This window comes from Nocardioides aquiterrae (assembly GCF_039526625.1).
Taxonomy (GTDB): domain Bacteria; phylum Actinomycetota; class Actinomycetes; order Propionibacteriales; family Nocardioidaceae; genus Nocardioides; species Nocardioides aquiterrae.
The window spans coordinates 1-12,910 of record NZ_BAAAJE010000016.1; the positions used below are offsets into that span (position 1 = coordinate 1).

Below are 12,910 nucleotides of genomic sequence, written 5' to 3' on the forward strand. Positions count from 1 at the left end.
CACCCGGCTCGACGAGCTCCTCGACCTCCGCGATCGTGGTCCGCCCGCACATCGCGGCCAGTGGGTTGAAGTTGCGCGCGGAGTCGCGATAGACGAGGTTGCCGTGCCGGTCACCCTTCCAGGCCCGCACCAGCCCGAAGTCCGCGACGATCGCGTGCTCCAGCACGAACTCCTTCGGCCCCTCGGCGGTCTCGAAGGTCTGGGTCTGCTTCGGCGGGGAGGACACCACCACGTTGCCGTCGGCGTCGTACTTCCACGGCAGCCCGCCCTCGGCCACCTGGGTCCCCACGCCGGTGGCGGTGAAGAAGGCCGGGATGCCCGACCCACCCGCCCGCATCCGCTCCGCCAGCGTGCCCTGCGGGGTCAGCTCCACCTCCAGCTCACCCGACAGGTACTGCCGCGCGAACTCCCTGTTCTCCCCCACGTACGACGAGATCATCCGCCGGATCCGCTTCTCCGCCAGCAGCCGGCCCAGGCCCCAGTCGTCGACGCCGCAGTTGTTCGACACCGCCTCCAGGTCCGTCGTCCCGGCCTGCAGCAACGCGTCGATCAGCACCGACGGGATCCCGCACAGCCCGAAGCCCCCCACCGACAGCGTCGCGCCGTCCGGGATGTCCGCCACCGCCTCTGTGGCCGAGGTCACCACCTTGTCCATGCGGAGGATCCTAGGACTACCCGCGGTCGCCTAGGCTCGGCCCCATGGTGGATGCCGACTGGTCCCGGGTGCGCCTCCACGTGGTCACCGGCAAGGGCGGGACCGGCAAGTCGACGGTCGCGGCCGCACTGGCCCTCGGGCTCGCCTCCCACGGCCAGCAGGTGCTGCTGTGCGAGGTGGAGGGCCGCCAGGGCATCGCCCGCATGTTCGACGTCGACCCGCTGCCGTACGCCGAGCGCCGGATCGCCACCGGCCTGCGCCACGACGGCGGGCCCCCGGGCGTGGTCCACGCGTTGCACATCGACCCGGAGTCCGCGCTGCTGGAGTACCTCTCCATGTACTACAAGCTCGGCCGCGCCGGCCGGGCCCTGGACCGCTTCGGCGTCGTCGAGTTCGCGACCACGATCGCCCCGGGCGTCCGCGACGTGCTGCTGACCGGCAAGGTGTTCGAGGCCGTGCAGCGCAACAGCCGCAACAAGGGCGCGATCCGGTACGACGCCGTCGTCCTCGACGCACCGCCGACCGGCCGGATCAGCCAGTTCCTCAACGTGAACGACGAGCTCGCGGGCCTGGCGAAGGTCGGCCCGATCCGCAGCCAGGCGGACACCGTGATGACGCTCTTCCGGTCTCCGCGCACGGCGGTGCACCTGGTCACCGTGCTCGAGGAGATGCCGGTCCAGGAGACCGCCGACGGGATCGCGGAGCTGCACCGGGTCGGTCTCCCGGTGGGCGCCGTCATCGTCAACCAGGTCCGGCCCCGCGACATCGCGCCCGCCGACCTCGAGGCCGCGCTGGCCGGCACCCTGGACGCCGACCGGATCGCGGCCGACCTCGGGGAGGCCGGCATCGACGGGGGCGCGGGCCTGGTCGACGGGCTGCTGGAGGAGGCGCGCGACCACGCGGAGCGGCGCGCGCTCGAGGACGCCCAGCGGGCGGTGGTGGCCGAGCTGGGCCGCCCGACGTACGAGCTGCCCCGGCTGCCCGGTGGCGTGGACCTCGGCGGGCTCTACGAGCTCGCCGCCGACCTCAAGAAGCAGGGCCTCGCATGAGCACCCGGACGACGTCCTCGCGCCCCCGCGTCGGCCCGCTCGCGACCAGCCCCGGCCCGGCGCCGGAGCTCGACGTGGACGCGCTGATCGACGACCCCGGCACCGGGATCATCGTCTGCTGCGGCTCCGGCGGCGTCGGCAAGACCACGACGTCCGCGGCGCTCGCGCTGCGCGCGGCGGAGCGCGGCCGCAAGGTCGTCGTCCTCACCATCGACCCCGCCCGCCGGCTCGCGCAGTCGATGGGCATCGAGCGGCTCGACAACGTGCCGCGGCCGGTGGCCGGGCTGCGCAGCAACGGCAAGGGCAACCGCCGCGGCGGCAGCCTGGACGCGATGATGCTCGACATGAAGCGCACCTTCGACGAGGTGGTCGAGAGCCAGGCCACCCCGGAGAAGGCGCGCCAGATCCTGGAGAACCCCTTCTACATCGCGCTGTCGAGCTCGTTCGCGGGCACGCAGGAGTACATGGCGATGGAGAAGCTCGGGCAGATCCATGCGGCGGCCCAGGCCGAGGGCACCTACGACCTCATCGTCGTCGACACGCCCCCGTCGCGGTCGGCCCTCGACTTCCTGGATGCCCCCGAGCGGCTCTCGAGCTTCCTGGACGGCCGGTTCATCCGGCTGCTGCTCACCCCCGCACGGGGCCCGGCCCGGATGATGACTGCGGGCTTCGGCCTGATCACCGGGGCGCTCAACAAGATCCTCGGCACCCAGGTGCTGCGCGACATGCAGACCTTCGTCGCGGCCTTCGACACGCTCTTCGGGGGGTTCCGGCAGCGCGCGCAGAAGACGTTCGAGCTGCTCCAGGCCGACGGAACGGCGTTCCTCGTCGTGGCCTCGCCGGAGCCGGACGCGCTGCGCGAGGCGGCGTACTTCGTGGAGCGGCTCAGCGAGGACCGGATGCCGCTCGCCGGGCTGATCGTCAACCGCGCCAGCCCGGTCCCGCAGGGCACGCTGTCGGCCGACGAGGCGATGGCCGCGTCGGTACGGCTGCGCAAGCGCGAGCCGGGGTCGCTGACCGCCGGGCTGCTCCGGCTGCACGCCGACCAGACCCGCGTCGTCGAGCGCGAGGCCCTGCTGCGCGAACGGTTCGCCGCGGCGCACCCGCAGGTGCCCACGGCCGTGGTGCCGGCGCTGGCGGGCGACGTGCACGACCTCGCCGGCCTGCGCCGGGTCGGTCAGCTGTTGTCCGGCGACTGAGGCGTCAGACAGTGACGGCCTTGGCGCTGACCGCGGCGCCCTGGTCCCGGGCGGTCTCGAGGACCGTCCGCCAGGACGCGTTGGGACGGCGCCGGAGGAGCGCCCGGCGCTCCCGCTCGGTCATGCCGCCCCAGACCCCCCACTCGATCTGGTTGTCGAGCGCCTCCGCGAGGCACTCGGTCCGCACGGGGCAGCCAGCACAGAGCTGCTTGGCCTTGTTCTGCTCCGCCCCACGCACGAACAACTGGTCCGGTTGCGCTTCGCGACACGCGGCCGCAGGCGCCCAATCCTCAACCCACATGTGATGTCCCCACATCAGTCCGAGATAGGCGGCGTCCCCATGACGCCTACCCGGGATGAATCCCCTCGGTAAAGAAGTTAAGGAATTCTTCAGGGTGGGGGCAGACACATCCGGCCCAATCCGTATAGTCCGAAATGACTAGTTACCTCGGGCCAGGAATAGGTTGGGGTAGTAGGACCCCCGTATTCTGGCGGCATGTCCCAGCCGCGCAGCGATCGCCTGTCCGCCGCTCGCGTGGCCTCCCACCTGGGGGTCATGGTCGCCGTCGCCGCGGTGATGGGCGTCGTGGTCGCCGGCCTGGTCATCCCGTTCGCGGGCGTGCTCGGCATCGGCGCGCGCCAGGTGGCCGACACGATGGACAACCTCCCCGCGGAGCTCGAGACCGACCCGCTGCCGCAGAAGACCAAGATCCTGGACGCCAACGGCGCCACCATCGCGACCCTGTACGACGAGAACCGGGTCAACGTGCCGCTGAGCCAGGTCTCGCGCACCATGGTCAAGGCCATCGTCGCGATCGAGGACTACCGCTTCTACGAGCACGGCGCCCTGGACCTGAAGGGCACGCTCCGCGCGCTGATCACGAACCAGGCCAACAACGGCGTCGTCCAGGGCGGCTCGTCCATCACCCAGCAGATGGTGAAGATGACGCTGCTGACCCAGGCCAACACCAAGGCCGAGCGCAAGGCGGCGACCGACGACACCTACGCGCGCAAGCTCCGCGAGCTCCGCTACGCGATCGCGTTCGAGCAGCACTACTCCAAGGACTGGATCCTCGAGCGCTACCTCAACATCGCCTACTTCGGCGACGGCACGTACGGCGTCCAGTCGGCCGCGCGGCACTACTTCAACGTCAACGCCAAGAACCTCGACCTGCGGCAGTCCGCGATGCTCGCCGGCCTGGTGAAGAACCCCACCGGCTACGACCCGACGAACTCCCCCGACGCCGCGCTCGAGCGCCGCAACGTCGTCCTCGACCGGATGGCCGAGCTCAACGTCATCAGCCGCAACAAGGCCGAGCGCACCAAGAAGATGGACCTCGGGCTCAACGTGCAGGCGGCCAAGAACGGCTGCCTGAACTCCCGCGCGCCGTTCTTCTGCGACTACGCCTACCAGTGGCTCCTGTCCGACCCGCGCCTGGGCAAGACCGTCGAGGAGCGCAAGAAGCTGCTCAAGTCCGGCGGCCTGGTCATCCACACGACGCTGGACATGACCGACCAGGCGGCCGCGGACGCGGCGGTCCGCGACCACGTCGCCAAGCAGGACCAGGCGGTGGGCGCGATGGCGATGGTCGAGCCCGGCACCGGCAAGGTGCTGGCGCTGGCGCAGTCCCGCCCGATGGGCCGGGACGAGAAGCTCGGCGAGACGTTCCTGAACTACAGCGTGCCGACCCGGTACGGCGACTCCGCCGGCTTCCAGGCCGGGTCGACCTTCAAGCCGTTCGTGCTGGCCGCGGCGGTCAACCAGGGCGTGCCGCTGAGCACCACGTTCAACGCGCCGGAGACGATGACGATCCCGCAGGACGAGTTCGCCAACTGTCCCGGCCAGCCGGGCTTCGCCGGCGAGTGGACGGTGTCGACGTCGACCTCGTCCGGGCCGATGGACGTCTACCGCGGCACCCGCGAGTCGGTGAACACCTTCTACGCGATGCTCGAGCGGGTCACCGGCGTGTGCAAGCCGTTCCAGATCGCCAAGAAGCTCGGCGTCGAGCTGACCGACCCCAAGGGCGACTCGCACGGGTACGGCGCCGAGCGGGTCCCGACGTTCACCCTGGGCATCCCGAACGCCAGCCCGCTGGAGATGGCCGAGGCGTACGCGACGTTCGCCGCCCGCGGCCTGCACTGCGCGTCGCACCCGATCACGTCCATCGACGACTCCCAGGGCACCGAGATCTACCAGTACCAGGACAAGTGCACGCAGGCGCTGCCCCAGTCGACCGCGGACGCGGTCAACGACGTGCTGCGCGGTGTGCAGGAGCCCGGTGGCTTCGGCTACGAGAACGGCGGCACGAACCTCAGCGTGCCGTCCGCCGGCAAGACCGGCACCACCCAGGACGGCAAGGCCGTGTGGTTCGTCGGCTACACCCCGCAGGTCGCGACCGCCGCGATGATCGCCGGCGCCAGCAAGGACGGCCAGAAGCCGATCGGGCTCCGCGGCCAGACGATCCACGGCAGCTACATCTACGAGGTCTCCGGCTCCGGCTTCGCCGGCCCGATGTGGGCCCAGGCCATGCACGTCGTCGACGACAACCTCGACTACGAGGACTTCGTCGCGCCGTCGGCGGGTGCGGTCCAGGGCGTGCCCACCACGGTTCCGACCACGTCGGGCATGACGATGTCCGAGGCGCTGAGCACCCTCAAGGCTGCCGGGTTCACCCCGATCGACGCCGGCACGGCGGCCTCGGGCAACCCGCCGGGGACCGTCGCCTACACGTCGCCGGCCGGCGGCTCCTCGGCGCCGTCGGGCTCGGTCGTCACCGTCTACGAGTCGACCGGCGTGCCGCCGCCTCCGCCCGGTGGCGGCGGCCACGGCGGCGGTGGCAACGGCGGCGGTGGCAACGGCGGCGGCGGTGGCAACGGCGGTGGCAACGGTGGTGGCCACGGCGGTGGCCACGGGAACGGCGGCGGCCGCCGCTGATCACCCCAGCTGGCGGCGTACCTCCGCGGCGACCGCGCCGCCGTCGGCCCGGCCCCTGACCTGCGGCTGGATCATCCCCATCACCTTGCCCATCGCCTTCATGCCCTCGCCGGCCGCTCCGGTCTGGGCGATGGCGGAGGTGACCAGGTCCGCGATCTCCTGCTCGGTGAGCTGGGCGGGCAGGTACTCGGCGATGACCTCGGCCTCGGCGGCCTCCTTGGCGGCCATCTCCGCGCGCCCGCCGTCGGTGAAGGCGGTCGCGGCCTCGCGGCGCTTCTTCGCCTCGCTGGAGAGGACGCCGACGACGTCGTCGTCGGTGAGCTCGCGGGCCTCCTTGCCGGCCACCTCCGCGTTCGTGATCGCGGTGAGCACCATCCGCAGCGTCGAGGAGCGCACCTCGTCCCGTGCCTTGATCGCGGCAGTCAGGTCGGTGCGCAGTCGGTCCTTGAGGTCGCTCATGACCGCCATTGTGGCAGCCTTGCCCGGGTGACCTCCCTGGCCGTCGCCCGTCGTCTCGCGCTCGCCGCCGTCGTGGCGGGGGCCGGGCTCACGGCGTACGCGATGGCCGAGGCGCGGGCCTACACCCTGCGCCGGGTCACGATGCCGGTGCTCCAGCCCGGCAGCCCGGACGTCCGGGTGCTGCACCTCAGCGACGTACACATGACGCCCGGGCAGCGGCGCAAGCAGGCCTGGCTGCGCGACCTGGCCGGGCTGCGGCCCGACCTCGTGGTCGACACCGGCGACAACCTGGCGCACCGCGACTCCGTCCCGGTCGTGCTGGACGCGCTCGGCGAGCTCCTCGACGTGCCGGGCGTGTTCGTGCTCGGCTCGAACGACTACTACGAGCCCACCCTGCGGAACCCGGTCAAGTACCTGCTGCCCGACGACGGCAAGCGGAACACCGACGTCCCCCAGCTGCCCTGGCGGGCGCTGACCGCCGCGCTGTCCGATGCCGGCTGGGCCGACCTCACCAACGCGAAGGCGACGCTCGAGGTGCGCGGGCTGCGGATCGCCTTCGCCGGCGTCGACGACCCCCACCTCGGCTACGACCGCCTCGAGGACATCGCCGGACCCGCCGACCCGGACGCCGACCTGCGCCTCGGCGTCGCGCACGCGCCGTACCTGCGGGTCCTGGACCGGTTCGCCGCGGACGGGTACGACGCGGTGCTGGCCGGCCACACCCACGGCGGCCAGGTGTGCCTGCCGGGCGTCGGCGCGCTGACCACGAACTGCGACCTCGAGTCCGCCCGCGCGAAGGGCCTGCACCGCCACCCGGCGGCCTCGCGGCCCGGCGACCCGGGCTCGTCCTGGCTGCACGTCTCCGCCGGGCTGGGCACGTCGCCGTACGCCCGGATCCGCGTCGCGTGCCGCCCGGAGGCCACGCTGTTGACGCTGGTCCCGACCAAGGCCTGAACCGATTTCAGGTGGCCGGAGGTGCTCCGGTATGGTTGCCCCCGGCCCGCTCCGGTGGGTCGATCGGGCTGTGGCGCAGCTTGGTAGCGCGCCTCGTTCGGGACGAGGAGGCCGCAGGTTCAAATCCTGTCAGCCCGACCACGTGCAGGGCCCGGATCCGCAACGCGGATCCGGGCCCTGTGCCGTTTCCGGAGCCGCTCGCCGTGGGAGACTGCCGGGCATGGCGGAGGGTGACCAGGACAAGCAGCCGTCGCTCGAGCTGCCCAAGCTCGGCCTGCGGCGGCGCAAGCGCCCCGCACCGGAGCCCGACCCCGCCCCGGCCGTCGCGCCGGTCGTCGCGCCAGTCGTCGAGGAGCCGGTCGAGCAGACCCGCCCGATCGTCGTCGAGGAGCCGGCGCCCGAGCCCGAGCCCGAGCCCGAGCCACGGCGCCGGGCGAGGCGGGAGCGCGGTCCGGGCGGCATGGTCGGCGCGGTGCTCAGCGGCCTGGTCGTGGGCCTCGGCATCGTCGGCCTGACCTGGGCGTCGCTACGCTCCTGCGAGAAGGTCCAGGGCACGTCCTCGTGCGGCGACGTCGGCTACCCGCTGCTCGCCCTGATCCTGGTCGTGATGGTCGTGGTCGGCTGGCTGCTGCTGAAGGTGCTGCGGGTCCGCGACCCCGCGAGCACCAGCTTCCTCGGCACCGGCCTCGCGGTCGTGATCGCGCTGCTGGTGCTCGTCGACCACCTCCTGGACCGCTCCATGGTCGTGGTCGTGCCGCTGATCTGCGCGGTGACGTTCGGGCTCGCGCACTGGGTGACCCGGACCTTCGTCGAGCCGCCTCGTGACTGACCGGGTCGTCCGCCTGAGGGCGGCGTATCACCGCGTGAGAGGCGGACGACCCGTCAAGCGAGCAGCAGCTCCGCGATCTGCACGGTGTTGAGGGCGGCGCCCTTGCGCAGGTTGTCGTTGGAGACGAACAGCGCGAGACCGTTCTCGCCGTCCTGGCGGACCCGGCCGACGTACGAGGGGTCCTTGCCGGCGGCCTGGAGCGGGTTCGGGATGTCGGACAGCTCGACCCCCGGTGCGCCGGCGAGCAGCTCGAGCGCGCGCTCGACCGAGAGCGGGCGCGCGAACTCGACGTTCAGCGACAGCGAGTGGCCGGTGAACACCGGCACCCGTACGCAGGTGCCGGACACCCGCAGGTCGGGGATGCCGAGGATCTTGCGGGACTCGTTGCGGAGCTTCTGCTCCTCGTCGGTCTCGTGCAGCCCGTCGTCGACGATCGAGCCGGCCATCGGCAGCACGTTGTAGGCGATGGTCCGGGCGTACTTCTGCGGCTCCGGGAACGTCACCGCCTCGCCGTCGTACGCGAGTTCCCGCGCCTTGTCCCCGGCCGCCGCGACCTGGCTGGCGAGCTCCTCGACGCCGGCGACGCCGGAGCCGGAGACGGCCTGGTACGACGAGGCGATCAGCCGCACCAGCTCCGCCTCGTCGTGCAGCGGCTTGAGCACCGGCATGAACGCCATCGTCGTGCAGTTCGGGTTGGCGATGATGCCCCGGCCGGCCTCGAGGACGCTGCGCGCCGCCTCGGGGTTGACCTCCGAGACGACCAGCGGGATGTCGGGGTCCTTGCGGAACGCGCTGGAGTTGTCGACGACGATGACGCCGGCGTCGACGAACTTCGGGGCGAGCGTGCGCGACGTGGTGGCACCCGCCGAGAACAGCGCGACGTCCAGGCCGCTCGGGTCCGCGGTGGCGGCGTCCTCGACCACGATGCTCTGCTGACCGTTGGGCCCGGCGAAGGGCAGCACGGTGCCGGCGGAGCGCGCGGAGGCGAAGAAGCGCACGTCCCCGACCGGGAACGACCGCTCCTCGAGGATCTGGCGCATCGCGACGCCCACCTGGCCGGTGGCGCCGACGACCCCGACGTTGATGCTCATCGGCCCGTCCCTCCGTACACGACCGCCTCGACCTCGTCGGAGTCCAGGTCGAACGCGGTGTGGGTGGCCCGGACGGCGTCGTCGACCTGGCCCTCGTTGACGATCACCGAGATGCGGATCTCCGACGTGGAGATCATCTCGATGTTCACCCCGGCGGACGCGAGCGCGGAGAAGAACTTCGCGGTGATGCCCGGGTGCGAGCGCATGCCGGCGCCGATCAGCGAGACCTTGCCGATCTGGTCGTTGTAGAGGAGCGTGTCGTAGCCGACCTCGTCCTGGATCCGCGCGAGCGCGCCCATGGCGGTCTGGCCGTCGGCGCGCGGCAGCGTGAACGAGATGTCGGTGAGGCCGGTGGCCGCCGCCGAGACGTTCTGCACGACCATGTCGATGTTGATCTCGGTCGCGGCCAGCGCCTCGAAGATCCGGGCCGCCTCGCCCACCTTGTCGGGCACGCCGACGACGGTGATCTTGGCCTCGCTCCGGTCGTGGGCGACGCCGGCGATGATCGCCTGCTCCATCTCTTCCTCTCCTGCCTTGCTGTCCGGGATGACCCAGGTCCCCTCCTTCTGCGAGAAGGAGGACCGCACGTGGATCGGCATGTCGTAGCGCCGGGCGTACTCGACGCACCGGAGGTGCAGGATCTTGGCGCCCGAGGCCGCCATCTCCAGCATCTCCTCGGTCGACACCCGGCTGAGCTTGCGTGCGGCGGGGACGATCCGCGGGTCGGCGGTGAAGACGCCGTCGACGTCGCTGTAGATCTCGCAGACGTCGGCGCCGAGCGCCGCCGCCAGCGCGACCGCCGTGGTGTCCGACGCGCCGCGACCCAGGGTCGTGACGTCCTTGGTGTCCTGGGAGACCCCCTGGAAGCCGGCGACGATCGCGATCGCGCCGCCCTTGATGGCGTTCTCGATGCGGCCCGGCGTGATGTCGATGATCTTGGCCTTGCCGTGCGCGGAGTCGGTGATCACGCCGGCCTGCGAGCCGGTGAACGACTGCGCCTTGTGGCCGAGCTGGGCGATCGCCATCGCGACCAGCGCCATCGAGATCCGCTCGCCGGCCGTGAGCAGCATGTCCAGCTCGCGCGGCGGCGGCAGCGGCGTGACCTGCTCGGCGAGGTCGCGCAGGTCGTCGGTCGTGTCACCCATCGCGGACACCACCACGACCACGTCGTTGCCCGCCTTGCGGGTGTTCACGATCCGCTGCGCCACCCGCTTGATGCCGGCGGCGTCGGCGACGGAGGATCCGCCGTACTTCTGCACGACAATGCCCACGGTTGGTCCCTACAGCTCGACGTCCTTACCGGTCGTCGAGTCTACCGAGCGGCGGGGTCCCTGCCCTCGAGCATCTCATCGGCGGCGGCGAGCTGCTCCTCCTCGCCGAGGATCTCCGCGTCCAGGCGGTCGTGGGCCACGACCGACAGCAGCGCGTTCAGCGCGACACCCGCGAGGTTGCCCCACGACGAGACGTACGAGAACTGCCACCACCACAGCGCCTCGGCGACGTTGCCGAGCCGGTAGTGGCGCAGGCCGTTCTCGAGGTCGGTGGCGATGCTGGTCAGGTCGTCGGAGAGCGAGCCCTCGACCACCTCGGGGACGTACGGGTCGAACACGTAGGTGTAGGTGTCGACCGCGTCCAGCATCGTGGCCAGCCGCAGCCGCATCGCGTCCAGGTCGGGCTCGGGCCCGACGTCGGGCTGGTACTCCGCGATCGGCGTGAAGTCACGCTGGGCGCCGAGCCGCGCGCCCGCGAGCAGCACCTGGCTGATCTCGAGCAGGAGCAGCGAGATCGCCCGGCCGCCGTCGTTCTCCTGGGCGATCGCGCGCAGCGCCACCAGGAAGCTCTCGACCTGGTCGGCGATCTGCTGGGCGAAGTCCTCGGTCTCGGGGTCGAGCGGGGTCGTCGGGTTCAGCTCAGTCATCTGCGGATCGCCTTCCTGCGAATGCACGGCCCAGGGTGACCTCGTCGGCGTACTCCAGGTCGCCGCCTACCGGCAGTCCACTCGCCAACCGCGTGACGCGCAACCCGAGCGGCTTCAACATCCGCGTGAGATAGGTCGCGGTCGCCTCGCCCTCGAGGTTCGGGTCCGTGGCGAGGATCGTCTCGGTGATCGTGCCGTCGGAGAGCCGGACCATGAGCTCGCGGATCCGCAGTTGGTCCGGCCCGATGCCGTCGATCGGCGAGATCGCCCCGCCGAGCACGTGGTAGCGCCCCCGGAACTCGCGGGTGCGCTCGATCGCGACGACGTCCTTGTACTCCTCCACGACGCAGAGGACGGTCGGGTCGCGCCGCGGGTCGCGGCAGATCCGGCACTGCTCGTCCTCGGACACGTTGAAGCAGGTGCTGCAGAACTTCACCTTGGCCTTGACCTCGATCAGTACGTCCGCGAGGCGGCGTACGTCGGTCGGGTCCGCCTGCAGCAGGTGGAACGCGATCCGCTGCGCGCTCTTGGGACCGACGCCCGGCAGCCGGCCGAGCTCGTCGATCAGGTCCTGGACGACACCTTCGTACAAGTGCGGTCCTAGAAGCCCAGCTGGCCGGGCATGCCGGGCAGGTCCGCGCCACCGGCCAGCGGGCCGAGGACCTCGCCGGCGAGCGCGTCGGCCTGGGCCTTCGCGTCGCGATACGCCGCGACGATCATGTCGCCGAGGTCCGCGAGGTCGTCGGGGTCGCTGCCGTCGAAGCCACCGGCCCTGATCTCGACGCCGACCAGCTCGCCGACGCCGCTCACCTTGACGGTGACCGCGCCCCCGGCGACGGTGCCGTCGACGATCGTCTCGGCGAGCCGCTCCTGGGCGGACTGGAGCTGCTCCTGCATCTGCTGGGCCTGCTGGAGCAGGGCGTTCATGTCGAAGCCTCCGCCGCCGAGGGCCTCGAAGGGGTTCTGGCTCATGGGTGTTACCTCTCCATCGGGGTCACTGGTGGCGGATCTCTTCGATCATCTCGGCGCCGAGCTCGCGCTGGAGCAGCTCGGCGGTGCTCATCCCCTGGTGCTCGGCGTCGAGGTCGTCGGGGTGGGCGTCGGCGTCGGCCGCCGCCCAGTCCGGGCCGCCCTCCACCTGGGGGGCGTCGGCCGTGCGGGTCTGCTGGATCGCCTCCCGGGCGGCGGAGCTGGCGTCCGGCCGCGGCGGCTCGGGGGCCGGGGGCGCGGGCTCCGGCTCGGGCTCGGGCACCGCGGCCTTCGTCACGGTCGGGGTGCCCTCGGCGCGAGCGCCGGGGTCGACGATGGTCTCGATCTTCCAGTCCGCGCCGACCACGTCGACCGCCGCCTGGCGCAGCACCTCGTCGCAGCCGCCGCTGACGAACGAGTCGCGCGCGCCGGCGTTGGCGAAGCCGAGGGTGAGCGTGGTGGCGTCCACGCCGACCACCTGGCAGTTCTGGGTCAGGTGCATCCAGGCCAACCGGCGGCGCATCTTCGTGGCCTCGACGATGTCCGGCCACAGCCGGCGCACGTCGACGAGGCTGAGCGCACCGCTCGGGGCGGGCTCCGCCGCGGCCGCCGGGGCTGCCGGGGCGGGAGCGGGGGTGGGCTCGGGCTCGGGCTCTGGCTCGGCCTGGGGCTCGGGCTCGACGGCGGACGGCGGGGGCGGCGCGGGCGGCTCGACCACCGCGACCGGCTCCGGCTCGGGCTCCGGCGGGGCCGGCAGGGCCGGCGGCGGGGCCGGGCGGTCCTGGTCGGAGACGCCGCGCACGCCCAGCCGCCGAACCTCGGGCAGGGGGCGAACCTCACCTTCCAGAACGT

General features: G+C 72.0%; 14 protein-coding genes and 1 tRNA gene. 7 read left to right on the forward strand and 8 right to left on the reverse strand.

The features are described 5' to 3' along the window. On the reverse strand, positions 1–655 hold a 655-nt coding region (locus tag ABD086_RS15660), incomplete at its 3' end, for a CoA transferase subunit A (protein WP_343908510.1). Positions 656–699: 44 nt separating this feature from the next. Here ABD086_RS15660 and bagA point away from each other — a divergent pair. Together bagA and bagB are read left to right on the forward strand one after the other, a co-directional pair. Continuing rightward, a complete protein-coding gene (bagA, locus tag ABD086_RS15665; protein ID WP_343908511.1) occupies positions 700–1,704 on the forward strand; it encodes an ATPase BagA in 1,005 nt (334 codons plus the stop codon). Continuing rightward, on the forward strand, positions 1,701–2,903 hold the full coding sequence (gene bagB, locus ABD086_RS15670; protein WP_343908512.1) for an ArsA family ATPase: 1,203 nt from the start codon (positions 1,701–1,703) through the stop codon (positions 2,901–2,903). The genes bagA and bagB overlap by 4 nt, the downstream gene beginning before the upstream one ends. Positions 2,904–2,907: 4 nt before the next feature. Here the strand turns inward: bagB and ABD086_RS15675 are convergent, their stop codons facing one another. Then, positions 2,908–3,204: a WhiB family transcriptional regulator gene (locus ABD086_RS15675; protein ID WP_343908513.1), complete on the reverse strand. Its 297-nt coding sequence runs from the start codon at positions 3,202–3,204 to the stop codon at positions 2,908–2,910. Between the two features lie 195 nt (positions 3,205–3,399). Between ABD086_RS15675 and ABD086_RS15680 the strand changes: the two genes are divergently transcribed. Beyond that, positions 3,400–5,838: a penicillin-binding protein gene (locus ABD086_RS15680; RefSeq protein ID WP_343908514.1), complete on the forward strand. Its 2,439-nt coding sequence runs from the start codon at positions 3,400–3,402 to the stop codon at positions 5,836–5,838. On the opposite strand, the gene ABD086_RS15685 is transcribed toward ABD086_RS15680, so the two are convergent. Then, complete coding sequence (locus ABD086_RS15685) at positions 5,839–6,297, reverse strand: GatB/YqeY domain-containing protein (protein ID WP_343908515.1); 459 nt, start codon at positions 6,295–6,297, stop codon at positions 5,839–5,841. A gap of 102 nt (positions 6,298–6,399) precedes the next feature. On the opposite strand from ABD086_RS15685, the gene ABD086_RS15690 reads away from it, so the two are divergent. The 3 genes from ABD086_RS15690 (at position 6,400) to ABD086_RS15700 (ending at position 8,080) form a co-directional block, all read left to right on the forward strand. Further along, a complete protein-coding gene (locus ABD086_RS15690) occupies positions 6,400–7,251 on the forward strand; it encodes a metallophosphoesterase (protein ID WP_425571642.1) in 852 nt (283 codons plus the stop codon). Between the two features lie 64 nt (positions 7,252–7,315). Beyond that, positions 7,316–7,392 (forward strand) — tRNA-Pro (locus ABD086_RS15695). A gap of 79 nt (positions 7,393–7,471) precedes the next feature. Then, entirely contained in the window at positions 7,472–8,080 is a 609-nt protein-coding gene (locus ABD086_RS15700; protein WP_343908517.1) for a hypothetical protein, read from the forward strand. 53 nt (positions 8,081–8,133) lie between these two features. Here the strand turns inward: ABD086_RS15700 and ABD086_RS15705 are convergent, their stop codons facing one another. The 5 genes from ABD086_RS15705 to ABD086_RS15725 are packed head-to-tail and all read right to left on the reverse strand — an operon-like array spanning position 8,134 to position 12,061. Further along, on the reverse strand, positions 8,134–9,171 hold the full coding sequence (locus tag ABD086_RS15705; protein WP_343908518.1) for an aspartate-semialdehyde dehydrogenase: 1,038 nt from the start codon (positions 9,169–9,171) through the stop codon (positions 8,134–8,136). Further along, entirely contained in the window at positions 9,168–10,442 is a 1,275-nt protein-coding gene (locus ABD086_RS15710; RefSeq protein WP_343908519.1) for an aspartate kinase, read from the reverse strand. The genes ABD086_RS15705 and ABD086_RS15710 overlap by 4 nt, the downstream gene beginning before the upstream one ends. 41 nt (positions 10,443–10,483) lie before the next feature. Continuing rightward, positions 10,484–11,089 (reverse strand): DUF5063 domain-containing protein, encoded by a 606-nt coding sequence (locus ABD086_RS15715; RefSeq protein ID WP_343908520.1) that lies wholly within the window; start codon positions 11,087–11,089, stop codon positions 10,484–10,486. Beyond that, complete coding sequence (gene recR, locus ABD086_RS15720) at positions 11,082–11,681, reverse strand: recombination mediator RecR (protein WP_343908521.1); 600 nt, start codon at positions 11,679–11,681, stop codon at positions 11,082–11,084. Before recR ends, ABD086_RS15715 begins: the two co-directional genes overlap by 8 nt. A gap of 8 nt (positions 11,682–11,689) precedes the next feature. Continuing rightward, a complete protein-coding gene (locus ABD086_RS15725; protein WP_343908522.1) occupies positions 11,690–12,061 on the reverse strand; it encodes a YbaB/EbfC family nucleoid-associated protein in 372 nt (123 codons plus the stop codon). On the opposite strand from ABD086_RS15725, the gene ABD086_RS25340 reads away from it, so the two are divergent. Continuing rightward, positions 12,060–12,910, forward strand: an 851-nt coding sequence (locus ABD086_RS25340; RefSeq protein WP_425571643.1) for an FAD-dependent monooxygenase, incomplete at its 3' end; no start/stop codon positions are given. The two genes, ABD086_RS15725 and ABD086_RS25340, sit on opposite strands and share 2 nt — an antisense overlap.